Annotated in this window: 22 protein-coding genes; 14 read left to right on the top strand and 8 right to left on the bottom strand. The window is 73.1% G+C overall.

Annotated features, from left to right (window positions below):
• Window positions 1-8 precede the first annotated feature (8 nt).
• From CFP66_RS26815 to CFP66_RS26790, 6 genes are read left to right on the top strand one after another with little or no spacing between them, the layout of a single operon-like run.
• Complete coding sequence (locus tag CFP66_RS26815) at window positions 9-1,010, top strand: TauD/TfdA family dioxygenase (RefSeq protein ID WP_094927931.1); 1,002 nt, start codon at window positions 9-11, stop codon at window positions 1,008-1,010.
• Window positions 1,007-2,053, top strand: coding sequence for a 2,3-diaminopropionate biosynthesis protein SbnB (gene sbnB, locus CFP66_RS26810; protein ID WP_094927930.1), 1,047 nt, complete (start codon window positions 1,007-1,009; stop codon window positions 2,051-2,053). Before CFP66_RS26815 ends, sbnB begins: the two co-directional genes overlap by 4 nt.
• A gap of 37 nt (window positions 2,054-2,090) precedes the next feature.
• Window positions 2,091-3,077, top strand: coding sequence for a 2,3-diaminopropionate biosynthesis protein SbnA (sbnA, locus tag CFP66_RS26805; RefSeq protein ID WP_094927929.1), 987 nt, complete (start codon window positions 2,091-2,093; stop codon window positions 3,075-3,077).
• A gap of 27 nt (window positions 3,078-3,104) precedes the next feature.
• The gene (locus CFP66_RS26800) at window positions 3,105-4,808 is read left to right on the top strand and encodes a heparan-alpha-glucosaminide N-acetyltransferase domain-containing protein (RefSeq protein ID WP_094927928.1); all 1,704 of its coding nucleotides are present in this window, start codon (window positions 3,105-3,107) and stop codon (window positions 4,806-4,808) included.
• Entirely contained in the window at window positions 4,805-5,929 is a 1,125-nt protein-coding gene (locus CFP66_RS26795; RefSeq protein ID WP_233159740.1) for a pyridoxal-phosphate dependent enzyme, read from the top strand. The genes CFP66_RS26800 and CFP66_RS26795 overlap by 4 nt, the downstream gene beginning before the upstream one ends.
• Window positions 5,930-5,931: 2 nt before the next feature.
• Window positions 5,932-6,666: a response regulator transcription factor gene (locus CFP66_RS26790; RefSeq protein ID WP_094927977.1), complete on the top strand. Its 735-nt coding sequence runs from the start codon at window positions 5,932-5,934 to the stop codon at window positions 6,664-6,666.
• On the opposite strand, the gene CFP66_RS26785 is transcribed toward CFP66_RS26790, so the two are convergent.
• The 3 genes from CFP66_RS26785 to CFP66_RS26775 form a co-directional block, all read right to left on the bottom strand.
• Window positions 6,584-7,924, bottom strand: a complete 1,341-nt coding sequence (locus tag CFP66_RS26785) for a HAMP domain-containing sensor histidine kinase (RefSeq protein WP_094927926.1) — start codon at window positions 7,922-7,924, stop codon at window positions 6,584-6,586. The genes CFP66_RS26790 and CFP66_RS26785 overlap by 83 nt on opposite strands.
• Window positions 7,925-8,005: 81 nt before the next feature.
• Window positions 8,006-8,494 (bottom strand): hypothetical protein, encoded by a 489-nt coding sequence (locus CFP66_RS26780; RefSeq protein ID WP_094927925.1) that lies wholly within the window; start codon window positions 8,492-8,494, stop codon window positions 8,006-8,008.
• A 180-nt stretch (window positions 8,495-8,674) separates the two neighbouring features.
• Window positions 8,675-9,991, bottom strand: a complete 1,317-nt coding sequence (locus CFP66_RS26775; protein ID WP_094927924.1) for a glutamate-1-semialdehyde 2,1-aminomutase — start codon at window positions 9,989-9,991, stop codon at window positions 8,675-8,677.
• Between the two features lie 59 nt (window positions 9,992-10,050).
• Here CFP66_RS26775 and CFP66_RS26770 point away from each other — a divergent pair, with 59 nt between their 5' ends.
• The 4 genes from CFP66_RS26770 (at window position 10,051) to CFP66_RS26755 (ending at window position 12,989) form a co-directional block, all read left to right on the top strand.
• A complete protein-coding gene (locus tag CFP66_RS26770; protein ID WP_198961686.1) occupies window positions 10,051-11,496 on the top strand; it encodes a DUF4038 domain-containing protein in 1,446 nt (481 codons plus the stop codon).
• Window positions 11,497-11,650: 154 nt separating this feature from the next.
• Entirely contained in the window at window positions 11,651-11,905 is a 255-nt protein-coding gene (locus CFP66_RS26765; protein WP_094927923.1) for a hypothetical protein, read from the top strand.
• The gene (locus CFP66_RS26760; protein WP_369805165.1) at window positions 11,892-12,419 is read left to right on the top strand and encodes a DUF5130 family protein; all 528 of its coding nucleotides are present in this window, start codon (window positions 11,892-11,894) and stop codon (window positions 12,417-12,419) included. The genes CFP66_RS26765 and CFP66_RS26760 overlap by 14 nt, the downstream gene beginning before the upstream one ends.
• 315 nt (window positions 12,420-12,734) lie before the next feature.
• Window positions 12,735-12,989, top strand: coding sequence for a hypothetical protein (locus CFP66_RS26755; protein WP_094927922.1), 255 nt, complete (start codon window positions 12,735-12,737; stop codon window positions 12,987-12,989).
• 202 nt (window positions 12,990-13,191) lie between these two features.
• Here CFP66_RS26755 and pepN read toward each other — a convergent pair whose 3' ends face one another.
• Entirely contained in the window at window positions 13,192-15,738 is a 2,547-nt protein-coding gene (pepN, locus tag CFP66_RS26750; RefSeq protein WP_094927921.1) for an aminopeptidase N, read from the bottom strand.
• 160 nt (window positions 15,739-15,898) lie between these two features.
• Here pepN and CFP66_RS26745 point away from each other — a divergent pair, with 160 nt between their 5' ends.
• Window positions 15,899-16,522 (top strand): DsbA family protein, encoded by a 624-nt coding sequence (locus tag CFP66_RS26745; protein WP_233159739.1) that lies wholly within the window; start codon window positions 15,899-15,901, stop codon window positions 16,520-16,522.
• Between the two features lie 16 nt (window positions 16,523-16,538).
• On the opposite strand, the gene CFP66_RS26740 is transcribed toward CFP66_RS26745, so the two are convergent.
• From CFP66_RS26740 to CFP66_RS26730, 3 genes are all read right to left on the bottom strand, one after another.
• Window positions 16,539-17,003 (bottom strand): pyridoxamine 5'-phosphate oxidase family protein, encoded by a 465-nt coding sequence (locus tag CFP66_RS26740; protein WP_255413897.1) that lies wholly within the window; start codon window positions 17,001-17,003, stop codon window positions 16,539-16,541.
• Window positions 17,004-17,088: 85 nt separating this feature from the next.
• Complete coding sequence (locus CFP66_RS26735) at window positions 17,089-17,844, bottom strand: hypothetical protein (RefSeq protein ID WP_094927918.1); 756 nt, start codon at window positions 17,842-17,844, stop codon at window positions 17,089-17,091.
• Window positions 17,845-18,668: 824 nt separating this feature from the next.
• On the bottom strand, window positions 18,669-19,100 hold the full coding sequence (locus CFP66_RS26730; protein ID WP_094927917.1) for a CBS domain-containing protein: 432 nt from the start codon (window positions 19,098-19,100) through the stop codon (window positions 18,669-18,671).
• A 363-nt stretch (window positions 19,101-19,463) separates the two neighbouring features.
• Here CFP66_RS26730 and CFP66_RS50410 point away from each other — a divergent pair, with 363 nt between their 5' ends.
• Together CFP66_RS50410 and CFP66_RS26710 are read left to right on the top strand one after the other, a co-directional pair.
• Window positions 19,464-21,563 (top strand): DUF4038 domain-containing protein, encoded by a 2,100-nt coding sequence (locus CFP66_RS50410; protein ID WP_143517389.1) that lies wholly within the window; start codon window positions 19,464-19,466, stop codon window positions 21,561-21,563.
• 130 nt (window positions 21,564-21,693) lie between these two features.
• The gene (locus tag CFP66_RS26710) at window positions 21,694-23,223 is read left to right on the top strand and encodes a serine/threonine-protein kinase (protein WP_094927973.1); all 1,530 of its coding nucleotides are present in this window, start codon (window positions 21,694-21,696) and stop codon (window positions 23,221-23,223) included.
• Window positions 23,224-23,239: 16 nt separating this feature from the next.
• Here CFP66_RS26710 and CFP66_RS26705 read toward each other — a convergent pair whose 3' ends face one another.
• Window positions 23,240-25,111, bottom strand: coding sequence for a S9 family peptidase (locus tag CFP66_RS26705; RefSeq protein WP_094927916.1), 1,872 nt, complete (start codon window positions 25,109-25,111; stop codon window positions 23,240-23,242).
• 260 nt (window positions 25,112-25,371) lie between these two features.
• Between CFP66_RS26705 and CFP66_RS26700 the strand changes: the two genes are divergently transcribed.
• Window positions 25,372-26,160, top strand: a complete 789-nt coding sequence (locus CFP66_RS26700; protein WP_094927915.1) for an LLM class flavin-dependent oxidoreductase — start codon at window positions 25,372-25,374, stop codon at window positions 26,158-26,160.
• The last annotated feature ends 16 nt before the right edge of the window (window positions 26,161-26,176 follow it).

The raw sequence follows: 26,176 nt of genomic DNA, 5'->3' as shown, positions 1-26,176 counted from the left end.
GGAACGACATGTCCACCTCATCGACCGCACTGCTCGACCTGGAGCTGCGTCCGGGCGCGCTCCCGACGCTGCACGTCGGGGCCACCCGGGACGCGCCGGGTTGGGCCGCCGCGCACCGCGATGCCCTGCGCGCCGCCACCACCGAGCACGGGTGCGTCCTGGTCCGCGGCCTCGGGCTGGGCGATCCGGACGAGATCGGCGCCGTCTTCCGGCGGCTGGCGACGGGCCTGATGGCCGAGAAGGAGGCCTTCGCCGCGCGGCGCACGTACGCCGACGGCGTGTACTCCTCCTCCGCGTGGCCGGCGAACCAGCCGATGTGCATGCACCACGAACTGAGCTACGCCCTCGAGTTCCCCGGCCTGATGCTCTTCGCCTGCCTGACCGCGCCCACCGACGGCGGTGCCACCGGGGTCGCCGACTCCTCGGCCGTGCTCCGCGCGCTGCCCTCCGAGCTGATCAACCGCTTCGAGCGGGAGGGGTGGCTGCTCGTGCGCAACTACAACGACGACATCGGGTCGTCGGTCGCCGAGGCGTTCGGCACCGACGACCGGGGTGCCGTCGAGAGCTACTGCCGCGCCAACGGGATCGCGTTCGAGTGGCAGCCCGGCGGTGGCCTGCGCACCCAGCAGCGCCGCAGTGCGGTGATGCGGCACCCGGCCACGGGCGAGCGCTGCTGGTTCAACCAGATCGCGTTCCTGAACGAGTGGACGATCGACCCCGAGGTGCGCGAGTTCCTGGTGGACGTCTACGGAGCGGACGGGTTGCCGTTCACCACCCGCTTCGGGAGTGGCGAGCCCATCGGCGCGGACGTCGTGCAGCTGCTGAACGAGGTCTACGAGGCTGCCACCGTCCGGACACCGTGGCAGGCGGGCGACCTGATGCTCGTCGACAACATCCGCAGCGCGCACAGCCGCGAGGCCTTCCGCGGCCCGCGCGAGGTGCTCGTCGGGATGGCCGACCCGGTGCGTCTCACCGACTGCGCTCCCACCGTCGAGGTGGCGCCGCGATGACCGCCACCCGAAGCGAGCCGCTCACGGTGCCCCCGTTCGCCGTGATCTCCGGCGCGCAGGTCCGGCACGCGCTGCAAGGGCGGGAGAAGGAGATCGTGGAGCTGGTCGAGGCCACCTACCGGCTGCACGGCGCCGGTGACTCGGTGAACCCGCCGTCCTACTTCCTGCGCTTCCCCGACCGCCCGTTGTCCCGGATCATCGCGCTGCCCGCCTCGCTCGGCGGGCAGGTGCGGGTGGACGGGCTGAAGTGGATCTCGAGCTTCCCGGGGAACGTCGCGGCCGGGATCCCGCGGGCCTCGGCCGTGCTGATCCTCAACGACCACGACACCGGCTACCCGCTGGCCTGCATGGAGAGCTCGATCATCAGCGCCACCCGGACGGCCGCGTCCGCGGCGTTGGCAGCGGACCGGCTCAGCCGCGGGCGGCCACGTCCGGCCCGGGTCGGTTTCGTCGGGACCGGCCTGATCGCCCGCTACATCCACACCTTCCTCGCCGGCACCGGCTGGTCGTTCGACGAGGTCGGCGTGCACGACCTCTCCGCGGACAGCGCGGCGGGGTTCTGCGGGTACCTGGCGCAGTCCGGCACCGCGGGCCGGATCACCGTGCACGACGGCCCCGAGCAGCTGATCCGCTCCAGCGACCTGGTGGTCTTCGCGACCGTGGCCGCGGAGCCGCACGTCGGTGACGTGTCGTGGTTCGCGCACGCCCCGCTGGTGCTGCACGTGTCGCTGCGCGACCTCGCACCGGAGATCGTGCTCGCCTCGACCAACATCGTCGACGACGTCGACCACTGCCTCAAGGCCGACACCTCGCCGCACCTGGCCGAGCAGCGCACCGGCAACCGCGACTTCCTGCACGGCACGTTGGACGACGTGCTCACCGGGCGTGTGAGCGTTCCGGACGACCGGCCGGTGGTGTTCTCACCCTTCGGCCTCGGGGTGCTCGATCTGGCCGTCGGCAAGTTCGTCTACGACGACGTGGCCCGATCCGGCGATCTGCACGTCATCGACGACTTCTTCCACGAACTGCGGCGGCACGGATGAGCGCCGTGCGGTTCGACCCACGTGAGGAGTAGGCATCGTGCCTGTCATTTCCGCCCCGCACCAGTTCAACGAGGACGAGCTCTACGTCGACCTCCGGTCGATCCTCGGGGGCCCGCTGTTCCTGAAGTGCGAGGGATTCAACTTCGCCGGCTCGATCAAGCTGAAGGCCGCGAGCGAGATGGTGGACTCCGCCGAGCGGAACGGGACCCTGACACCGGGTTCGATCCTGGTCGAGTCCTCGTCGGGGAACCTGGGCGTGGCGCTGAGCATGATCGCGGCGAGCAAGGGCTACCGGTTTTTGTGCGTGACCGACCCCCGGTGCAACCTGTCCACCCGGCGGATGATGGAGGCGCTGGGCAGCCGCGTGCACGTCGTCTCCGAGCCGGATCCCGCCGGCGGCTTCCTCGGCGCCCGCATCGACTTCGTCCGCGCGCTGTGCGCCACGGACGAGCGGTACGTGTGGATCAACCAGTACTCCAACTCCGGGAACTGGAGGGCGCACTACCGCACCACGGCGCCGGCGATCGCCCGCCAGTTCCCGCAGCTGGACGTGCTGTTCATCGGTGCGGGAACGACCGGGACGCTGATGGGCTGCGCACGCTGGTTCCGGGGCTGGCACCGGCGGGTGGACGTCGTGGCGGTGGACAGCGTCGGCTCGGTGACCTTCGGCGGGCCGCCCGGCCGCCGGATGATCCCCGGGCTGGGCATGAGCGTCCGCCCGCCGCTGCTGGACGAGTCCTACCTGGACGACGTGGTGCGCGTCGAGGAGGCGGACACGATCCGCGCCTGCCACCGGATGGCGCGCAGTGGCTTCCTGTTCGGCGGCTCCACCGGAACGGTGGTGAGCGGGGCGATGGCGTGGCTGGCCCGCAACGGCACACCCTCGGTCACCGCCGTGGCCATCGCGCCCGACCTCGGCGAGCGCTACCTCGACACGGTCTACCAGACGAACTGGCTGGAGGACCTCTACGGTGCGGACGTGCTCGGCTCCGACGAGCTGACGCCCGTTCCCCGCCCGGCCTGAGCGCGAGACACGAAGCGGGGACACCTGATGTTGATCTCACGGGATCCGAGCACCGCCGAGCAGACCACCGTCGACCCGGCGGACGCCGGACCGGTCGTGCGCCGGGCGCGCATCGTCGGGGTGGACGTCGCCCGCGGCGCGGCGCTGCTCGGGATGATGGCCGTGCACGTCCTGGACTCCTTCGACGCGCAGGACGCTCCCACCGCCACCACGCTCGTCGCCGCGGGGCGCTCGGCGGCGACCTTCGCCCTGGTCGCAGGGGTCAGCGTGGCGCTCCTGTCGGGCGGCCGCCACGTCGTGCGCGGATCCGAACGCACCGCGGTGGCGGGCGGGCTCGTGGTCCGGGCCCTGCTGATCGGGGCCATCGGGCTCGCGCTCGGAGCGCTCGCCGAGAGCAACGGCGTCGACGGGATCCTGCCGTTCTACGCGGTGCTGTTCCTGCTCGCCGTGCCACTGCTCGCCTGCCCGCCGGCGGTCCTGGCCGGCCTGGCCGCCGCGGTGGCCGTCGTGGGGCCGGTCCTGCTGGTCGCCACGGCCGGGCTGCCGCTGCCGGACCCCGACTCCGACCCGACGTTCACCGCCCTGGTGCAGGATCCGCTCGCGGTGGTGGCCCAACTGTTCCTCACCGGTTCCTACCCCGTCGTCGTCTACCTCGCCTACCTCTGCGCGGGCCTGGCGATCGGGCGGCTCGACCTGACCGCGCGCCGCGTGGCCTGGTGGCTGTTCGGCGGCGGCGTCGCGCTGGCCGTGGTGGCGCGGCTGGCGTCCGTGCTGCTGCTGTACCCGCTCGGCGGGTTCGCCGTGCTGATCTCGGGGAGCTCACCCGGCGGCACCGCCGCGGAGACGGCCCGGACGCTGCTGTGGGACCCCGACCCGGCGACGTCGTGGTGGTACCTGGCGCTCCCGGCCCCGCACTCGGAGTCGACGGTGGACCTGGTGCACACCCTCGCGTGCGCCGTCGCGGTCCTCGGTGCGGCGCTGCTGCTGACCCGTTCCCGGATCCCGGCCCGCCTGCTGTCGCCACTCGCGGCGGCCGGCAGCATGGCCCTCACGCTGTACTCCGCGCACCTCGTCCTGCTGGCGACCGGCGTGCTGGAGGACGAGCCCGTCGTGCTCTTCGGCCTCATGGTCGTGGGTGCGGGCGCGTTCGCCGTGGTGTGGCGGCGGTTGCTCGGTCAGGGACCGCTGGAGCGGGTCGTCGCGATCCTGGCCGGTGCGACGCGCCGTCGGCTGGCCGAGCGGCTCCCCCGTCGACCGGGCGGCCCGGCCGCGGACCGCGGCGCCGCCGCACGGGTGGCGCAGTTCGTCGTGCCGGTGGCCTGCGCGGCGGTGGTGGCCCTCGCCCTCGTCCTGGTGGCCCGTCCGGCGCCGGAGCCGCAGGAGGTCGCGACCGCCGAGACGCTCGCCGCGCCGCCGCCCGACCCCGCACCGGCCGCCGTTGCCGAGCCCGGACCAGAACCCGACCTCGACCGGTACTGCCTGCTGTCCGAGCAGGTCGACGCCGCGGACGACCGGCACCCCGACGATCCGGTGGCGTTCGTCGGCGAGGCGCGCGGCCCCCTGGTCGACATGCCGCGCGTGGCGCCCGCCGAGATCCGCGACGCGGTCGCCGTCTCCGTGGCCGACACCCTCGCCGAGGTGGGCGACACCCAGGCGCAGGCCCCCGACGAGGGCGCTGTGGACCAGGCGGAGGAGCTCATCGACGCCTACGAGGAGGCGAACTGCCCGTGACCGCTCTCTCAGGGATGGACCACGGCTCCGTGCTGCGGACGGCAGACCCACCGGCGTCGTTCACCATGTGGCGCTACCGGGAGCTGCTGCCGGTGCCCGACGGCCCGATCCGCTACCCGCTGCCGATCGGGGGCACGCCACTGCTGCCCGCGCCGGCGCTGCGGCAGGCCTGGGGCATGCCGCACCTGTGGCTCAAGGACGAGACGCGCAACCCGACCGCTTCCAACAAGGACCGCGCCACCGCGCTCGTGATCGAGGACGGGCTGCGGCGCGGGATCGGCACGATCACCACCGCGTCCACCGGCAACGCGGCCGTGGCCACCGCCTTCGGTGCCGCGGCAGCGGGGATGCGCGCCGCCATCTTCGTGTCCACCGGCTGCCGGCCGGAGAAGCTCGCGCTGATGACCCAGGCCGGTGCCCGGGTCTTCCGGGTGCCCGCGGGCTACGCGGCCGCGGTCGACCTCTCCCGGGCCGCCGCGCGGACGTTCGGCTGGCTCGACCGCAACACCGGGGCCAACCCGCTCACCCTCGAGGCGAAGAAGACCGTGGCGTTCGAGGTGTGGGAGCAGCTCGGGCGGCGGGTCCCCGACGTGCTGCTCGCCCCGGTCGGCGACGGCCCCACGCTGGTGGCGCTCGACATGGGCTTCGCCGAGCTCGAGCGCCGCGGGCTCGCCACGCGGCGACCGCGCCTGATCGGTGTGCAGGCCCGGCACTGCCAGCCGCTGGTGCGGGCGTGGCTCGGGGAACCCGTCGGCGCGGCGGAGCTGGATCCCGGCGCCACGATCGCCGACGGCATCGCGGTGGTGCGCCCGGCCATCGGTGACGCCGTGCTGGAGGCGGTGCGCCGGGGCGGCGGGGCGATGGTCGCGGTCACCGACGAGGCGCTGCGGGACGCGGTCTCGACGCTGGCCGCCACGGCCGGCGTCGGCGCCGAGCCTGCGGGGGCGGCGGCCCTCGCGGGGCTCGCCACGGCCGTCGAGCACGGCCTGGTGGACCCGCAGGAGACCGCGGTCCTGCTGGTGACCGGCCGGGAGGTGACCGCGGGCGGGCCGGCGGACCCGGGCCGCGTGGCCGTCGTCGAGACCCTCGACGAGGTGGAGCGGGCGATGGCGGGCGGTTAGTGGTGGGCGGCCTGATCCTCCTCGTCGAGGACGACCCGACCATCGGGGAGGTCCTGACGGCGAGCCTGCGCAGCCATGCCCACGAGGTGCGGTGGGAGCGGACGGGGGCGGCGGGCCTCGCCGGTGCCGCGGTCACGTCCGTCGACCTCGTGCTGCTGGACCTCGGGCTCCCCGACCTCGACGGCGTCGAGGTCTGCCGGCAGCTGCGGCGCGCCCAGCCCGGCTGCGTGATCGTCATCCTGACGGCGCGTTCGGCGGAGATGGACGTGGTGGTCGGGCTGGAGGCGGGTGCCGACGACTACCTGGTGAAGCCGGTGCGGCTGGGCGAGCTGCACGCGCGCATCCGCGCCCACCTGCGGCGCAACGAGGCAGCGGCCGGGGTGGCGCCGATCCGCGCCGTCGGAGACCTCGTGGTCGACGTGCCGCGGCGGCGGGCGAGCGTGGCCGGTCGGGAACTGCGCCTGCGGTCGAAGGAGTTCGACCTGCTGGCCCGGCTGGCCGCGCAGCCGGACGTGGCGCTGAGCCGCGAGACGCTCATGTCCGACGTGTGGGACGAGCACTGGTTCGGCTCCACCAAGACCCTCGACGTCCACGTGGCCGCGCTCCGCCGCAAGATCGCGGAGAGCGCCGTGTCGGCGCAGGTTCCCGCGATCGTCACACTCCGAGGGCACGGGTACCGGCTGGAGCTGGGGGCGCCTGCGGACCGGCCGACGGATCGGCGGGCAGCAAGAGGGTGAACGTCGGGGGCGCCGGCCGGGACAGGCCCAACCGACCGCCTTCCGCCTCCGCGAGGCGGCGTGCCAGTGCCAGGCCGATCCCGTGCCGGCCGCGCTGCTGGTCGGGGCGCCGGCCGAACAGGGCGCTCTCGGCGTCCTGCACGCCGGCCCCCTCGTCACGGACGTCGATCGCCACCGCATCGGTGGCCTCCCGGACGGCCACCGTCACCGTCCCGGCGCCGTGCGTCGTCGCGTTCTCCACGAGCACCGCGAGGATCTGCCGGACCGCGGCCGCCGATGCGCACGGGGCCGGGATCCCCGGCTCGACGCTCAGGTCGAGGCCGCGGTCCTGGAGCGCGAGGCGCCCGCTCCACTCGGCCGACACCGCGGCCAGCAGCACGGGGAGATCGACCGGTGCGCCCGGGGCTCCCCGGTCGTCACGGGCGAGGGCGAGCAGCTCGTCGATGGTCGACTCCAGGCGGTCCGCATCGACGAGGCTCGCGGCGATGGCGGGCGCGAGGTCCTGGCCCGGCGACTCGAGGGCGGCCTCGAGCCGCAGCCGCAGCCCCGCGAGCGGTGTGCGCAACTGGTGGGACGCGTCGGCGGAGAACGCCCGCTCCCGGGCGAGCAGGGCGTCGAGGCGACCTGCGGTGGAGTTGAGCGCGGAGCCGACCGAATCGATCTCGGCGATCCCGCCCGGGCGCGTGCGCACGCTGAAGTCGCCGTCGCCCAGCCGTCGGGCGGCGACGGCCAGGTCCTCGAGCGGGCGCGCCAGCCGGCGGGCCTGCCACCGCCCGACCAGCCACGCCGCGCTTACGGCCAGGGCCGCCAGCGCGGCCATCACCACCCAGACCAGCGCCACCGTCGCCAACGCGGCGCTGCGGGGGACGGCGGCGCGCACCGCACCGATCACGTCGTCCTCGTGCGTGACCGGCACCGCGACGACGAGATCAGCGCCGTCCGTGCCGCTCCCCGCCCTGCCGCCGAGGGCCCGGGCGACCTCGGGCCCGCCGTCGGGCGGCCCGGCGGCGCTGAGCCGGTCTCCGTCCGAGTCGTACACCGTCACCCGGACCCCTCGGGGTGCCTCCAGGTTCGCGACCTCGTCCTCGTCGAAGACGTCGGGGGCCACCCGGATGGCCACCGCGCGCGCGGTCTGCGCGAGCTCGCCCCGTTCGACCTGCATCGCGTACTGGAGCACCGCCACCGCGAGCGGCACCCCGAACAGGCCGATGGCCAGCACGGAGGCGCAAACGGCCAGGCCGATGATTCGAGTGCGCACGAGCGTCGCCTCCGATCCCGTGGCCGCCGTGTCTCAACTCTGCTCTGCGCGGCGCCCAGGACCGTTACCTCGCCCGCCCCATCAGTTCATGCTGGGGACGGCATCGCGGGGCGCGAGGGAGGGTCTGGCACCGACCGGGGCGTGCGCGGGCCAGGGCGCCAGCTCGAGCAGGGCGGCCCCGCTACCGCGTGCTGCGGCCGGGGAGATACCGAAAAGGCCGGTCCTGAAGATCGTGTCGACGCCGTCCTCCACCCCAGCGCGCGGTGGCGGATGGCATCGGGTGCTGATCACCCTGCGCGCCGCGGGCGCCGTGAGGGCCGCGCGCAGCCGTGCCAGGGTGGCGTCGAGGAACGGACGCCCGCCCGGGAGCTGCCGGGGCGCGTGGACCCGGGCGGTCAGCAGCTGGGAGCCCGGCTGGTCGCCGTTGCTCCACGCCAGCGCGACGAAGCAGCTCGCGGGTCGCGGCTCCGGGACCCGTGCCTGGTCGATGCGGTCGGCATATCTCACGAGGAGGGCCCGCAGCGCCGCGTCGCGCGTGATGAGCTCGAAAGCCGCGAAGCGGAGGTCCATCGTGATCGTCCCGTCGGTTGCGGTGTCCGCGGTACCTCACGTCCGGCACGCACGCGCGCCGGCACCGGGTCCCTAACGCTATGCGATCGGGCGCTAACGGGATACCTCGCAATGGCAAGGTGTCGGCAAAATTCCGGCCGCGTTCGGCCTAGTGGTCGGGGTGCTGATCGGGCGTGCTGATCAGGCGTACTGCCGGAAGACCGGCTTGACCGGCCGTCCCCCCATCCACGGTGCCGGGTCGCCGGCGTCGAGGGCCTTGCGGTAGACGGTGCAGGCCTGGGCGACGACCTCCACCGTGTGGTCGATGTCGTCCTCGGTGAGTGCGGCGCTGACGACGAACGAGGGTCCGATCACCCCGCCGGCGAGCAGCTGGCGCAGGAACAGGGTGCGGTAGGGCTGTGACGGCTTCCCGTCGGCGTCGAGGGTGGCGAAGACGAGGTTGCTGGCGCGCCCGCGGACCAGGACGTGCTCGCCGACGCCCATCCCGGCGGCGGCCTCGCGGACGCCTGCGGCCAGCCGCTCGCCCAGCGCGTGCAGGCGAGCGGCGATGCCCTCCTCGGCGTAGGTGTCCATGACGGCGATCGCGGCGGCGAGGGAGTGGGTCTCGGCGCCGTGGGTGGTGGAGAGCAGGAAGACGCGCTCCTGCTCCGTGCGCAGTCCGCCGAGCTCCATGAGCTCGCGGGTGCCGGCGAGGGCGGAGACGGCGAAGCCGTTGCCCAGCGCCTTGCCGAAGGTGGACAGGTCGGGGGTGACGCCGTAGACGCCCTGGGCGCCGTGTTCGGACCAGCGGAAGCCGGTGATCATCTCGTCGAACACGAGGACGACCCCGTGGCGGGTGGCGAGCTCGCGGACCCCTTCGAGGTAGCCGGCGGGAGGGTCGGTCTGCGTGGCGGCTTCGAGGATCATGCAGGCGATGCGGCCCTCGTGCTTGTCGAGCAGCGCGGCGAGGGCGTCGAGGTCGCCGTAGGGGAAGGTGACGGTGAGCTGCTCGGGGATGCCTGCCGACATCGGTGTGCCGCCGATGAACCAGTCGTCGGTGGAGAAGAACGGCTGGTCGTGGCAGAGGGCCACGAGGGTGCGTCCGGTGGCGGCGCGGGCGAGGCGGATCGCGGCGGTGGTGGCGTCGGAGCCGTTCTTGGCGAACTTGACCATCTCGGCGGTGGGGACGGTCTGCAGGAACCGTTCGGCGGCGTCGAGCTCGATGGCGGCGGGCCGCACGAAGTTGCTGCCGCGGTCGAGCTCGCGGCGCACGGCCTCGACGACGCGGGGGTGGGCGTGGCCGAGCGCGACGGCGCGCAGCCCGGAGCCGTACTCGATGTAGGTGTTGCCGTCGACGTCGACGACGTGCGCGCCGCGTCCGTGGGAGATGACCGGGGCGAGCCCTTCGGGGTACTGGTCGTCGCCCTTGGCGTAGGTGTGGGCTCCGCCGGGGACGGCGGCGTGCAGCCGCTTGTTGAGCGCGGCCGAGCGCGGCAGGGACGGGTTCGGGAGCGTCATGCGTGCACCTTCGTCGTTGCGGGGCGGCTCGGACGGTTCTCCTCGGCCATGATGGACCCGTGCCCGGCGTGCGCCTCATCGAGGTATCCGACCGCGGGCGGGACGTGGTGCGGCGTGGCGCGTTGCTCCTGTCGGGCCTGCTCCTCGCGTCCTGCGGCACTTCCGCGCCCGGCCCCGTCGTCACCGGTCGGGCACCGCAAGCGTCGTGCGAGGGGACGAGGATGGGCGAGCACTCCTACGTGACCGCGGTGAGCGCGGACGGCCGGTACTTCGAGGACCAGCACGGCGCCCCGTTGCTCGTGCTCGGCGACTCCCCGTGGGCGGGGCCGGCGCGCTGGTCGCCGTCCCAGGCCGAGTTGTACTTCGCCGACCGCGAGGCGCACGGCTTCAACGCCTCGATCGTCTCGCTGATCGGTTCCCGCGCCAACGGCGGCCCGGACGACGACGGGCGCACCGCCGACGGGATCCTGCCCTTCGCCGACGGCGACGTCACGCGCTGGAACGAGCCCTACTGGCAGCGCATCGACGCCATCGTCGGTTCGGCGTGCGCCCACGAGAACACGCTGTTCCTCTACCCGATCGACGGCTGGACCGCCGGCACGGCCTTCCGGGACGCCACGCTCGAGGACGCCCGCCGGTTCGGTGCGATGGTCGCCGAGCGGTACGCGCGCTTCCCGAACATCGTCTGGATGACCGGCGGCGACCACTTCCCGCACGACCTCCCGGACCGCCACGACTCCCCCCGCGAGCACGACGAGAAGTTCGAGCAGGTGCTCCTCGGCATCCGGGACACCGGCGACACCCGGCCGTTCTCCGTCCAGCTCGGGTACCCGGCGTCGGTCTCGACCGACAGCCCGCGGTGGGAGCCCTACGCCGACTTCAACTTCGTCTACACCTACCTCCCGACCTACCGTGCCGTGCTGGACGGCTACGCCCGGGACCGGCGGCCGGCGCTGCTGATGGAGGCGAACTACGAGGGCGAGAACAACCTGCCCGGTACGCCCGTCACCGACGACGAGGTCCTGCGCCGGCAGATGGGGTGGGCGCTCACGTCCGGCTCGCCGGGCTACTTCTACGGCTCCGACGACTGGGAGCTCCACCCCGGGTGGGAGTCGCGGCTGGACACCGCTGCCGTGGAGCAGCTGGCGCGGCTGCGGGAGTTCTTCGCGTCGCTGCCCTGGTGGCAGCTCGTACCCGACGAGAGCGCCGACGTGATCGTCGATGGCCGCGGGGAGCCGGTCGGCAGCGACGACGAGGTCGGTGTGATGGCCGACGACCACGTCACCGCGGCACGGGCCGGTGACACCCTCGTGGCCTACGTCCCGACGGCCCGCACCCTGACCCTGGCCGCGTCGGCGGGCACGGCGAGCTGGGTGGACCCGGCCGATGCCACGGCGCCGCCGGTCGAGGCCGCCGTCGACCCGTCCGGCGAAATCAGCACCCCGGGCGCCAACTCGGCGGGCGGCCAGGACTGGCTGCTGGTGGTCGCCGTGGGAAGCACATGACGTCGCCGCGGCAGCATCCACGCACTGCTCGGACTGATCACCCCCGCGCGTCCTGACCGGGGACGTGACCACCGGGTGTGCGCCCGACACCCCCATCCGCGACACCGGCCGCCGGATGCAGCGCGCGCAACCGCGTCGACTATCGTTCCGGTACGTGAGCGTGCTGGAGACGATCCTCTTCTTCGCGGTACCGACTGTGGCGTTGTACCTGGGTATCGTGCTGCTGGTCGTCGCGCCGCGGATGGCCCGCCGACCCCGGTACCGGGTCGGCCAGCCGTGGCCGCACTCTCCCATGTGGTGGACGGCCAACCCGCAGGGCGCGCAGCTCCCGGCCGCCGACCACGACACGACGGCTGTGACCGGAGCGCGCGCCGGCACCGAGCGAGGAGGTGCCCGTGGGAGCTGGTGAGTCGACCCCCGGCAGCACGACCGATCACGGCGGCACGGGCACGGCCATCTCCCTCCCGGAGAGCGACGAGCTGCCGAGCGGCAGCGTCGTCACGGCGTCGGGCCGGATCTCGCGGGCGGAGGAGTACGAGGAGCCCTCGCGCGCAGACCAGCCGTTCACACCGCTGGAGCTCAGCCGGCTCGACGAGGCGCTCACACTGGCCAGCCGCGAGACCGGCCTGCTGTTCAGCGTCTACCTCGGCGACCTCGGTCCGGAGCCGCAGGCCCGCGTGGCGCAACTGCACGACGAGCTCGAGGGCTCGGACGAGGCGGTGCTCATCGCGGTCAGCCCGGAACAGCGGGTGGTCGAGGTCCTCAGCGGCGCCGACGCGCGGATCCGCCTGCCCGACCGCGGGGCGAAGCTCGCCGTGATGAGCATGGTGGCCTCCTTCAAGGAGGGCGACCTGCTCGGTGGGCTGCTCAGCGGCCTGCGCATGCTCGCCGACCAGGCGGGCGGGCGGCGCCGCACCCGCTGACCCACCGCTCACCGACGCAGTCCGTCGTTTCCCCGCCGACCCGGAACGGGTACCCCCGTAGGTCGGCGGTGACGCAACGTGCAGCACGACCGATGACAGATCGACCGTAACCTTCGAGCTTGTACCGGAGTTGGTGATGGTCGACTTGATGGCCTCGGTCGCATACTGTGCGTGCACGCCCCCTCCGGGGGCTCGGACTGATGAAGGGCAGGGACCCACATGGGTGATGCGGCATCGGGGCACTCGGCCGGCGCAGGGCAGCGACGCGGCCGCTCACACAACGCGGGATCCTCGGTCCTCACTCCACCCACGGGCATGCCCTCCCTCTCCGACCTGGAAACCTCCTTCCCGGTCCAGCGCACGTCGTCGCCGGCTCCGGCGGACGTCCCGCCTCCGCCCGCCCAGCGCACCGTCATCGACCCGTGCACGTGCGGGCACGGCCGCGCGGCGCACGACCACTACCGGCCCGGCAGCGACTGCGGCACCTGCGGTCGGCGTGGTTGCGGGGAGTACCGGCCCGAGAACGGGTTCTTCCGCCAGCTCTGGCGCAAGATCACGTCACCGTCCTGAGCGCATCTCCCACCGCACCTTGGAGCCATACAGTCGTTCTGGGCGCCGTTCCAGAGCAGTAAGGCTCCAAGGTGCGGTCGGCCGGGGCCAGGGGCCAGCGGCCGCGCTGCTGCCATGATCGCCAGACCGGTGCAGTAGCGGCGACAGCTCGCCGTCGGTGCGCCGATCTGGCGATCATGTGCGCCAGCGGTCGTTCACCGGGTCATGAGCGGTCGAACTCCCGTGCCCCCAGCGCCCGGACGATGCCGGCCCGGCCCTCGGACACCAGCCGCCGCAGCGCCGGCGGGTGCGACTCGTCGGCCAGCCACGCGTCGGCGGCCTCCACGGTGGACTTGTCCACCGCCCATGACGGGAACAGCCCGATCACCACCTGCTGGGCCCGCTCGCTCGTGCGCCGCTCCCACACCTCGGCCACCTCGGCGAAGTACCTCTCGACGTACCCGCCGAGCATGCCGCGCTGCCCCGGGTGGGAGAAGCCGCTGATGATCGCCTCCTGCACGGCGTTGGGCACCTCGTCGTCGTGGACCGCCCGCTGCCAGGCGCGCTCCTTCGCCTCCGCGCTGGGGATCAGCGCGCGCGCCCGCTCGGCCTGGCGCTGGCCGGTGGACGTGGGGTCGCGGCGCAGCTCCTCGTCGATCTCCGCCTCGCCCACGGTGCCGTGCGCCGCGAGCGCGTGCAGCAGCCGCCAGCGCAGGTCGGTGTCGATCGTCAGGCCGTCCGGCACGTTCTCGCCGTGCAGCCACTCGCGCATGCCCTCCAGCACCGGCGTGTACAGCACGCTGCTGGTCAGGGCGTTGACGGTGGCCAGCTGCGCGTCGGAGCCCGCCGGTGCGGAGCCGAGGCGCAGGAGCAGGGAGTCGACGAGCATCGGCCAGCCGCGCTCGGCCGCCCACGTCTCGTCGCCGTAGGAGGTGATGGCGGTCTGCGCCTGCAGCAGCAGCCGCTGCACGACCCCGATCTCGGTCTCGGCGCCGAACCCGCCGGCCACGAGGGTGGCGAAGTCGCGAGCCTTCAGCTCCGCTTCCCGGGTCATCTCCCAGGCCGCCGACCAGCACAGCGTGCGCGGCAGCGGCTCGGCGATGTCGCCGATGCGGTCGACGAGCGTGGCCAGCGAACCCGGGTCGAGCCGCAGCGCGCAGTAGGTGAGGTCGTCGTCGTTGACCAGCACCAGCTTGCCGCGCGGCACGCCGACCAGCTCCGGCACGTCGGTGCGCTCGCCGCTGACGTCCACCTCGACGCGGTGCGTGCGGACCAGCTTGCCGTCCTGGTCGTCGTAGACCCCCACCGCGAGCCGGTGCGTGCGCAGCTCACCGGCACCGGGACGGGCGCCGCCCTGCACCACCGCGAACCGGGTGAAGCGGCCGTCGGCGTCGACCTCGAACGACGGGCGCAGCATGTTGAGCCCGGTGGTGCGCAGCCACTGCGCACCCCAGCCGGACAGGTCGCGGCCCGAGGACTTCTCCAGCGCGCCGAGCAGGTCGTCGAAGGTGGCGTTCCCCCACGCATGAGCGGTGAAGTAGCTGCGCAGCCCGGCCAGGAACGGCTCCAGGCCGACGTAGGCCACGAGCTGCTTGAGCACCGACGCGCCCTTGGCGTAGGTGATGCCGTCGAAGTTCACCTCCACGGCCTGCAGGTCCGGGATGTCGGCTGCCACCGGGTGCGTGGAGGGCAGCTGGTCCTGCCGGTAGGCCCAGGACTTCTCGACGTTGGCGAACGTGGTCCACGCGTTGCGGTACTCGGTGGCCTCGGCCTGGCAGAGCACCGACGCGAAGGTGGCGAACGACTCGTTGAGCCACAGGTCGTCCCACCAGCGCATGGTGACGAGATCGCCGAACCACATGTGCGCCATCTCGTGCAGCACGGTCTCGGCGCGCCGCTCGTAGAGGAAGCGGGTGACGCGGGAGCGGAAGACGTAGTCCTCCAGGAACGTCACCGCCCCGGCGTGCTCCATCGCGCCGGCGTTGAACTCCGGGACGAACAGCTGGTCGTACTTGCCGAACGGGTACCGCACGCCGAAGTTGCGGTGGTAGAAGTCGAAACCCTGCTTGGTCTCGGTGAACAGCCGCTCGGCGTCCATGTGCTCGGCGAGGGACCCGCGGCAGTAGATCCCCAGCGGGATGTCCCCGAAATCGTCACGGTGCTCGTCGCGCCACTCCGCGTACGGGCCGGCGATCAGCGCCACCAGGTAGGTGGACATGATCTCGGTGGTGGCGAAGCGGTGTACCCCGCCCTCGACGCTCTCGGCGGCCGCGTTGGAGATGACCTTCCAGTCCAGCGGCGCGGTGACCGTGAGGGTGTAGCGCGCCTTGAGGTCGGGCTGGTCGAAGCAGGCGAACATGCGCTTCGCGTCGGCCGTCTCGAACTGCGAGTAGAGGTAGACGGCGCCGTCCACGGGGTCGACGAAGCGGTGCAGGCCCTCGCCGGTGTTCATGTACCGGCCGGTGGCCTCGACGCGCAGCTCGTTCTCCGCCGCGAGCCCCGGCAGGGCGATGCCGTCCTCCTCGCGGTAGCCGGAGACGTCCAGCGGCGTGCCGTTCAGGGTGGCCGAGGCGACCTCGGCGCCCACGAAGTCGATCCAGCTGTCGGTGCCCGGCTCGGCGCGGAACCGGACGGTCGTGGTGCTCGCGAACGTCGCTTCACCGGGCTCGCCGGAGCCGTTGGTGAGATCGAGCTCGACGGCGTAGTCGGCGACCTCGAGCTGCGCGGCCCGGCGCTCGGCGTCGGTGCGGGTCAGGTTGGGCGGGGCCATGCGGACTCGGCACTCCTGTATCGGTGGACGCTCGGGACTGGCGCCGATCCAACCACGACCGCCCGCGGGACGCCGGTGAGATCTCCGTTGTCGCGGAATGCCCGACCCAGCCTTCTGGTTGGTGCCGACGAACGCCCCGCCGCAACCCGAGGAGCTTGCTGTGCCGAGTGCCGAGTCCGCGCAGACCGCCCGCGTCGACTTCTGGTTCGACCCGCTGTGTCCGTGGGCCTGGATCACGTCGCGCTGGATGCTCGAGGTGCGCGAGGTCCGCGACATCGAGATCCACTGGAACGTCATGAGCCTCGCCGTGCTGAACGAGGGCCGCGACCTGCCCGCGGAGTACCGCGAGATGATGGACCGCGCCTGGGGCCCGGTGCGCGTGGCCATCGCCGCCGCCCGCGACCACGGCCAGGAGATCCTCGAGCCGCTCTACACCGCCCTCGGCACCCGCGTCCACAACGGGGGCAACAAGGACTTCGACGTCGTCATCAAGGAGGCGCTCGCCGAGCTGGGCCTTCCCGCCGCGCTCGCCGACGCCGCCACCAGCACCGAGTACGACGAGGAGCTGCGCGCGAGCCACCACCGCGGCATGGACCCGGTGGGGCTGGACGTCGGCACCCCCACCATCCACGTCGACGGCACCGCGTTCTTCGGCCCGGTCATCTCCCGCATCCCGCGCGGCGAGGACGCGGGCAAGATCTTCGACGGCGCGCGGCTGCTCGCGAACTACCCGCACTTCTTCGAGCTCAAGCGCACCCGCACCGAGGACCCGACGTTCGACTGAGGGTTCGCTGCTCAGTTCAGTCGACCGGGTGCGGGAGCCACTCACCCTCGAGCATCACCGTCCGGCCGGGGAACTCGTGGAACCCGTTCCACACCTGCACGCGGTGGGGGAGCAGCCGGAGGTACACGTAGCCCGGCATCTGCCGCGGGTCATGGGAGACGGCGGCGAAGCGGTCGGCCAGTTCGGTGGCAACCTCGGGAACGGGCACGAGACGATCGAGGGTGGCATCGATCATCACCACGTCGGACGTGGTGCCCAGGGCGACCCGTGCTCTCCCGGTCTCCTGAAGGTGTCGAACGGTTCTGCTGCCCGTTCCGGTCGCGGTGACGATGGTGTCGCCATCTTCGACGAACGCCACCGGGATCAGGTGTGGACCGGCCCGTCCCCCCGTTGACAGCCACATCTGGAATTCCTGCTCCAGGCGGAGGCGTGCAGCCGCTACGCGTTCGTCGTGGGTCCGAGGCGTCGGTATGGTGAGCACACGCCTACGGTAAGCCAAGGCTAACGGTAAGTCAAGACTTACCGATCTACGCCGCGACGGCAGGAACGGGACGTCAGGAGCCGGCCTACCGGCGCCCGATGTTGATCTGGACCGACGTGCGGATCTCGATGCGCCGGCACGCCTCGGCGAACAGGTCCGCGGTGTAGGCGATGGAGTCGAGGGTCCAGTCCGGGGCCACGGTGTCGAACGTGACCGGATGCCGGCCCTCGCCCATCCAGAACTCGGTGGCCTCCGGCAGGAGTTGCACGTGCTCCTGCCGGAGGCCCGGCTCGACCGCGAACCGTTCCGGCGCCATCAGCGTGACGAGCTCCGACAGCTTCGCCGCCACCCGCGGCAGGACCGCGTCCTCGCCGCTGTCCACGGTCACCCGCAGGCGCGTGCGGGAGGCCGGATCGCAGAGGTTGAACCAGTTCGGCACCGCGGAGCGGAACGCCGGCGCGCCGGCGTACTGCACGGGTACGAGGAACTGCACACCGTCCAGGCCGAGTTGGCCCACGCGGGCGACGGAGTCGACCGCGCACGTCAGCAGCGGATGGAACGGGAACGCGACACCCGACAGCTCGTCCTCACCGGTCCCGACCTGGAACCAGGCGACCCGGCCCGCGTCGGTCGTCTCGCCCGCGACGTCGAACCCCGCGTCGTTCATCCCCCAGAGGACGGGACGACGGCCCTCGGTGGTCGAATGCGACCACCCCATCATTTCCGCGCGGTTGAAGAAGAGGCTGTAAGCGTCTTCTTCCGTCTCGCCCATCGTGATCCACGGGTGCGGCCGGAACGACCCGTACAAGGCCACGAACGTGGACGGGCTGAGAACCTTCATGGATCCAACCGTACCCTACATTCCACTGCCTGTTCAGAGGTGATCAGCTGGTTCGGAGAATCCCCGTAGCCGACGACGTCGACGTCGACAACGCTTCGCCACATGCGCGTTTTCGCATCGGCGCACAGGACTCGGGCGTTCGCCCTGTTCGCTGAGCCGCCATCCGGCTTGACGCGCTCCGATCCTGGTTCGCCTACGTCGATCCACGTGCCGTCGGTCCTTTTGAACTGCAACTGGACGGTCACAACTGCCAGTTCGGGCCGTACGCCTACATTCGGGCCGATGGTCCACCAGCCATGAGCAGATGCTGCTAAGGGCGGCGTGTTCGAGGTGTGGACGTAGTCGCCGTGTGAGGTGAACAGTCCCCCATCCTGGGTTGTCGCTGACGGTGCGTGCACTTCCGTCTGAGCGGCGTGCGCGGAGTCGCCCCAGCCGCTCCCCGCCAAGGCAAGTGTCAGCATGATCGACGTGAGCGGAGCTAGGCGGGTCGTGACCCGCGTGATGTGGCTCGACTCAACGCGTTTCGGTACGCGGACTCTCCATGGGCGACCTGTAAACATGTCCGCCAGCTCCTCGCCTCGGCCTTTCGGTCAGGACGACGGTTACACGGCGCGGGATGTCTTGGGTCCGTTTCGCGTGAAAGTGTTTGCAAGTGTGAACGTATCGCTCGCCCGGTGGGCGGATCGCGACGGCCTGCGCGCTACCGGCCCAAGGGGTGCGGGGCCCCTGGCAGGCGACGCTTGCCCGGCCTCCCGCGTCAGTAAAGCCACCTTCATGTCATCTCGTGACATGAAGGTGGCTCTACTGACATCAGGAACGGGGCCTCAGTAGCGCGCGATCACCGCATCGCGCAGCACGCCCGTCTCGATCTCCATCTCCCGGACCCGGTGCTTCACCAGGTCCCCGATGCTGACCATGCCCACGAGGCGCCCGTCCACGAGCACCGGCAGGTGCCGGTAGCGGCCCGCGGTCATCCGGGCCATCGCGTGCGCCACGGTCTCGTCCGGGTCGCAGGTCTCGACGTAGCGGGTCATCACCTCGCTCACCGGCATGGTGAGCAGTGCGGCGCCGTGCTTGCGCAGTGCGCGGACGATGTCGCGCTCGGAGACGATCCCCTGGATGGAGTCGGACTCGCTGACGAGCACCGCCCCGATGCCGAGCCGGCCGAGGCGATCGACCACCTCCGCCACCGTGAGCCACGGCAGCACGGAATGGACGTCGCGTCCCTTGGTGTCGAGGATGTCGGCGATCTTCATCGTTACCCCTTCACATCCGGCTGCGAATGGCCCCATGGTGCTCCTGTCGGCTGTGCCGTGTGGGATGGCAGCGATGTGTGTCACCCGGAAAGTCGCACCATCCGTCCGTGATGTCGGGCTCCGTGCGCCGAACGGTCACCGATCACGATCGTGAACGGTCGGTCGTGATCGCTCCGGCCCCGCGACGTGCCACTGACCTGCCGAGGGACGCGCCTCCCGGGCGCCGGGCGCGAGTGCTCTCGCACCGTTCCGGACCGGCTCGGACGCGCGCCTGCTTAGCGTGCGCCTGCCCGAGTGGCGGCGCGGAACGGCGCCGTCGCAGCCCGTCCGAGCCCGCCCGTCCGGCGGGAGTCGAGGTGGTCCGTGCGCCGTCCGAGCCGAGCCGCTGTCACGGCGCCGGCGCTCGCCGTACTGGCGGTCGTGGTGGCCGTGGCGGCGCTCGCCGCGCTGCTCCGGGGCCCCGCGCCGGCGCATCCGGCGGCGACCTGGGAGTGCGCGGGCGCGGACGCGTCGGGCGTGGTGACCGGGAGCGTCGTGGGAGCGGGGCGTGCGGTCTGCGCGCCGGACGCGCTCGCTGCCGACGGGCGCACCTTCACCCGCGACGGCGAGCCGTTCTTCTGGCTGGGTGACACCGCCTGGAGCCTCTTCGTCAACCTCACCCGCTCCGAGACCGAGGAGTACCTCGACACGCGGGCGGCGCAGGGCTTCACGGTCGTGCAGGCGGCGGCCCTCTTCCCGCAGGCCGGTGGCCCCGGCCCGAACCAGTACGGCGATTCGCCCTACGACACGGGCCTCGACGAGCTCGCCGTCACCCCGGGGGACGAGGGCGAGCAGCAGTACGACTACTGGGACCACGTCGACTTCGTCGTCGCGCAGGCCGCCGAGCGCGGCCTCGTGCTGGCGATGCTGCCGGTGTGGGCGGACGGGCAGGTCGGCGAGCTGCTCACCGAGGCGAACGCCGGCGCGTACGGGGAGTTCCTCGGACGTCGCTACGGCGAGGCCGGCAACGTCGTCTGGGTGCTGGGAGGCGACGCACCCGCAGACGGCGTCGAAGGCGTCTGGCGGGCGCTCGCCGACGGGATCCGGGAAGGCGGCGGCACGCAGCTGACGACCTACCACCCGCGCGGCGACCAGACCTCGGCCACCTGGTTCGAAGGCGACGAGCGGATCGGCTTCCACATGCTGCGGGGCGGGCACTGCCTGCGCCACGACGTCCGCGCCGAGCTCGTCGTGCAGACGTACGCGGCGGGCCTGCCGTTCGTGGACGGTGAGCCGATCCACGAGGACCACCCGTACTGCCGGCGCCCCGGCGACGGGTACGCGGACGCCCGGGACGTGCGGCGCGACGCCTACTGGTCGGTGCTCGGCGGCGCGGCCGGCCACACCTACGGCCACCACGCGGTCTGGCAGTTCCTCGCCGAGGGCCGGTCGCCGCAGCTGCACGCCCGCGGCACCTGGACCGAGGCGCTGCGGTCCCCCGGCGCGGAGCAGATGCAGAACGTGCGCGCGCTGGTGGAGTCGAGGCCGCGGGTGGAGCCGGGCCCGGTCGTGGCCGACCCGGGGGAGGGGGCCGAACGGATCCAGGCGGCGGTGGCGCCCGACGGCTCCACGCTCATGGCCTACACGCCGGCGGGCCGGGAGGTGGACGTCGACCTGGGCGTGGTGGCCGGTGCCACCGCCCAGCCCTGGTGGTTCGACCCGCGCAGCGGCGACGCCCTCCGGCTCGACGCGGTCGACGGTGACGGGCGCGCCACCTTCACCCCGCCCGTCACCGGGGGCGACGAGGCCGACTGGGTCCTCGTCGTCGACGACGCCGCCGCCGACTTCGGCCCACCGGGCGCCGACCGCCTCCAGGGCCGCGACACGCCGACCTCCGACCGGACGGGCGCCTCCGGCCGCGACCTCGACGACCCCGACGCGGGCTTCGGACCCGGCGGCGGCGGGGAGGAGCCGGACACGGACGGAGGTACCGGTGGGGACGAGGACGACGGCCCCGGAGCGGACGGAGCTCGCGAGGAGGACGGTCGTGGTGAGGACGAGCGCGCCCGGGACGGCGACGAGGGCGGGGACGACCGCGGCGGCGGGCAGGAGGACGCCGGTGACGAGGCCGGTGACGCCGGCGGCGGTGGGGGCGACCGCGGGGAGACGGAGGGCGACCGGGCCGAGCGGGAGGAGGACGCGGCGGAGCCGGCCGCCGCGGACGACGCGGTGTGGGAGCAGCTCGCTGCCTGCGAGTCCTCCGGTGACTGGGGGATCGACACCGGCAACGGCTACTACGGCGGCTTGCAGTTCAACGAGGGCACGTGGAAGGACTACGGCGGCACCGAGTTCGCGCCGCAGGCGCACCTGGCCACCCGGGAGGAGCAGATCCTCGTGGCTGCCCGCGTCCGCGACGACCGCGGCGGCTACGGCTCCTGGCCCGCCTGCGCGAGCCGGCTGGGCCTGCCCCGCTGGAGCTGGTGATCACTCTGGGCCTCTCGCGCAGCGGCGCATTCGTCCGATAGGTTCGGCCGGGCGGACCATTCGTGCAGGTGCACGGCATGACCCCGGCCGTTAAGCACGCTCTCAGTGGCCCTGGCTACCCTTGCGGGCGATGAGCCCCGCATCCAATCACAGCCCCGTCCGCGTCGGCGCCCGTTACCGGCTCGACGAGCGGATCGGCGCGGGCGCGATGGGCGTCGTATGGCGAGCCACCGACGAGCTGCTGAACCGCACGGTCGCGGTCAAGGAGTTGCTCGTGGCAGCCGCGCCGCCCACGGCGGCGGGCAACGACGCGCTGGAGGAGTCGCGCCAGCGGCTCCTGCGCGAAGGCCGGATCGGGGCCCGTCTCCAGCATGCACACGTGATCAGCATGTTCGACGTCGTGGTGTACGAGGACCGGCCGTGGCTGGTGATGGAGTACCTCGCGTCGCAGTCGCTGGCCCAGGTGCTCGGTGGGAAGGGTCCGTTGCCACCGCTCGAGGTGGCGGACATCGGCCGCCAGGTCGCCGACGGGCTGGCGGCCGCGCACGTCGCGGGTGTGGTGCACCGCGACGTCAAGCCGGGCAACGTGCTCATCGCCGAGGACGGCCGCGTCAAGCTCACCGACTTCGGGGTGTCCCGCGCGGTCGACGACGTGCAGCTCACGCGCACCGGCCTGATCGCCGGCACGCCCGCGTTCATCTCGCCGGAGGTGGCGCGCGGGCACGACCCGACCGCCGCGTCGGACGTGTTCGCGCTCGGCGCCACCCTGTACGCGGCCATCGAGGGCACCCCGCCGTTCGGGCTCGACGACAACGCCTACGCGTTGTTGCACAAGGTCGCCACCGAGACGGTGCGCCCGCCGCGCGAGGGCGGCCCGGTCGTCGACGTGATCATGCTGTTGCTGAGCCGGGAGCCCGAGGACCGCCCGTCCGCCGCGCAGGCCCGCGACGCGCTGGCCGCGGTCGCCGCAGGCCGCGACACCGGCCTCGCGCCGCCCGCGCCCACGATGGCGGCGAGCACCGCGGTCGCGGCCCCGCCGCCCGCACCTGCCGGCCCGCCCACCGTGTCCGACCTGCGGGGGCCCCGGCCCGAGCGGCGTCGCAACCGCCGCGTGCCCATCCTGATCGGGGTGCTGGCGGTGCTCGCCGCGGGAGTCGGCGTCACGGTGGCGCTCCTCACGAGTGGCGGCGACCCGGGCGGCGCACCGGCCGCACTGCCCGGCACGAGCGCGCCCGCCGCACCGACGGAGCCGCCTGCGGCCGCCGCCACGACCACTCCTGCGCCCACGACGACCCCCGCACCGCCGACGACCACCGCCGCGCCGACGACCACGAGCGCACCGTCCGCCCCGGCGGCCACCGACGCGGCCGCCGCCGTGCAGACCTACTACGGGCTGCTGCCCGGCAACCGCGACGCGGCCTGGCAGATGCTGAGCCCCCAGGCGCAGGGCCAGTCCGGCAACCGGGGTTCCTTCGACAGCTTCTACGGCGGCATGGAGTCGGTGGCTCTGCAGGACGTCCGCGCCACGGGGGAGAACACCGTGGAGGCCACGGTCGTGTTCGACCCCCGCGACGGTGCCACCACCACCGAGCCGTACCGCTTCGTCGTCGGCACGGGCGAGGACGGGCAGCCGATCATCGAGAGCTTCAGCCAAGGCTGACCCGCCCGGGGCGGGGCTACGCGGTGCGTTCGCCCACCTCGTGGAGGTGGGCCTTCACCCAGCTCACCACCTCGCGCACGAAGACCACGCGGTTGTCCGTGCCGCGCACCTCGTGGGCCTCGTCGTCGAACAGCAGGAAGCCGGGGCTCGCGCCGCGCTCGCGCAGCGCGTCCACCACCTGCTGCGCCTGCTCGAGCGGCACGTTGGTGTCGTGGGCGCCGTGGACCACGAGCAGCGGCGCGGCGATGTGCTCCACGTGCTGCAGCGGGGAGAGCTCGTGCAGCAGGGCCGCGTCGGCGTGGGGATCGCCGTACGCGGTGGTGGCCGCGGTGGCGATCCACGGTTCGGTGCGCGCGTAGAACGAGGCGAAGTCGGAGATGCCGCACACGTCGACGCCCACGGCGAACCGCTCGGGGTACCAGGCGAGCGCGGCGAGGGTGAGGTAGCCGCCGTAGGAGCGTCCCGACACCCCCACGCGCGCCGCGTCGGCCAGGCCCGCCGTCACGAGGAAGTCGACGGCTGCGCGCACGTCGCTGATCGCGGCGAAGCGCCCCTCCCCGTGGTCGGCGGTGGCGAAGCTGCGCCCGTAGCCGCCCGACCCGCGCACGTTCGGTGCGAAGACGGCCACGCCCTCCGCGAGCAGCGCCTGGAACAGCGGCTGGAACGTCGGGCGTTCCTGGGCCTCCGGGCCACCGTGGAGCCAGAGCAGCGTGGGCAGCGGGCCCAGCTCGCCGCTCGGGCGGAAGAGCCAGCCGGACAGCCGCAGCCCGTCCTCGCCCCGGAAGTTCTGCAACGTGGGCTCGACCAGCGACGTGCCGAACTGCTGACGGGGGCCGCGCAGCAACGGCGTGGACGCGTCGTGCTTCTCCAGCCCCACGCGCGAGATCCGCGGGGGCACCGTCGGGCCCTCGTTCGCCACGAGCAGGGCCCGCCCGTCGCGGCCGAACGCGACACCGGTGATCACGTCGCCGGGCACCGGGACCACCGGCTCCAGCAGGCCCGAGCGCAGGTCGAGCAGTTCCAGCTCGCTGCGCCCGTCGACGTTCCAGGCGAGCGCGGCGCGCACGCCCGCGGGATCGAGGGCCACCAGGTCGAGGTCGTCGTCGGGGCGCTGGGCGATCGTGTAGACGCTGGACACACCGCTGCTGCCGCGCAGCGTCACCGCGAGCAGCGCGGGGCGCTCCCGCCCGGCGTCGGTGTGCACGTAGAGCTGGCGTCCGGTGACGCCGAACCGGGCGTCGGCGACTCCTCCGCCACCCGGCAGCAGCTCGGTGCGCCGCCCGGAGCGCAGGTCCACGAGCTCGAGCCGGTGGGCGCCCTGGCGGCCCAGCCGGACGACGGCGCGCCGCCCGTCGCCGCTCACCGCGCAGACCCGGGCGGCCGGGCCCGAGGTGAGCACCGTGGACGTGCCGTCGCGCAGGTCGACGAGGCAGGCCTGCCCGTCGCCCGAGCCCTCGGCGAAGAGGGTGATCCCCAGCTGCCGCCCGGTGGGCGACCAGACGCCGAGGGTGGTGGCCGCAGCACCGGGCGCGAGCTCGCGGACCTCCCCGCTCTCGGGCGCGACCACCTGCACCCGGGTGCGTTCGCCGCCGTACCGCGCGGTCTGGCAGGCGATCCACAGCCCGTCGGGCGACCAGCTCAGCGCCTCGACGTCACCCTCGACGGGCAGCGCCATCTCCGGCTCGACGACCGGCGCGCCGTCGGGCGGGAGCGGGGCCACCCAGGCGCGCGGGCGGCCGTCCCGGTCGGAGATCCAGGCCAGCAGCGCCCCGTCCGGCGAGGGCGCCGGATGGGAGTACTGCGGAGGGAACAGCACGGGCGCATCCGTGCCACCGCCGAGACGCGCGAGCCGCCGCTCGGTGAACCCCGACACCTCCACGTGCTCCATCTCCCTCACAGCCTCCTCCACTGCAGCCACATCGCCGGCCGGGGACGGCCCTCGAGGTGCCGGATCACCGGAACCGGAAAGTACCCCGTGGACCGGTCGGTGACGGCGTCCGGTACCACTGCGCGCGCCGCGCCCTGACAGCACCGTCCCGGCCGTTCCTCCCGGCACTGCCAGTGGACGACGCGGCGGCCTGGCCGCGCAAGGCACAAGGTGTTTCCACTTCGTGTCGGCTTGTCGGTCGGTCGTGGTGTGATCCGTGCATGACGGATACGACGGTCGGCGTGGTGCTCACCCCGAAGTCCCCACCGGAGCGGTTGCAGGAGGTGGCGCAGGCGGCCGAGGCCGCGGGCATCGCGCAGCTGTGGCTGTGGGAGGACTGCTTCTTCGAGGGCGGGCTCACCAGCGCCACCGCCGCACTGGCCTGCACCGAGCGGCTGCAGGTCGGCATCGGGCTGATGCCGGTGCCGCTGCGCAACCCGGCGCTGGCCGCGATGGAGATCGCCACCGTCGCGCGGCTGTTCCCCGGCCGGTTCCGGCCCGGCTTCGGCCACGGCGTCCTGGAGTGGATGGAGCAGGTCGGGGCGCGCGCCGCGTCGCCGATGACCCTGCTGCGCGAGTACACGAGCGCCGTGCGGGATCTCCTGCACGGGCGCACCGTCGACGTCGAGGGCCGCTACGTGAAGCTGCGCGACGTCACGCTGGACTGGCCCCCGGCATCGCCGCCGCCGTTGCTGGTCGGGGGGCGGGGGCCCAAGACGGTGCGGCTGGCCGGTGAGCTGGCCGACGGCGTCATCCTCGACGCCGGACAGACGCCCGCTCAGGTTCGGGAGGTGTTCGCGACCGCGGCCGAGGGTCGCGTGGGCCGCGTCGGCGAGCCGTTCGACAACCTCGTGTTCGTGGAGATCGACGCGTCGGCCCCCGACCTCGGTGCGCGGATCGACGAGTCCGTCGGCACCTACGCCGCGGCCGGGGCCGACACGGTGGTGTTCCAGGCCCTCCTCGACGACCCGGACCCGGAGCCGCTGATCGCGGCCCTCGCGAAGCGGTAGGCGAGGCTGGTGGGCC

Origin of the sequence: Pseudonocardia sp. MH-G8, from assembly GCF_002262885.1 — a bacterium.
In the GTDB taxonomy this organism is placed as follows: Bacteria; Actinomycetota; Actinomycetes; order Mycobacteriales; family Pseudonocardiaceae; genus Pseudonocardia.
The sequence above is the reverse complement of the archived record's forward strand: the minus strand, read 5'-3'. Positions and strand labels throughout refer to the sequence as shown.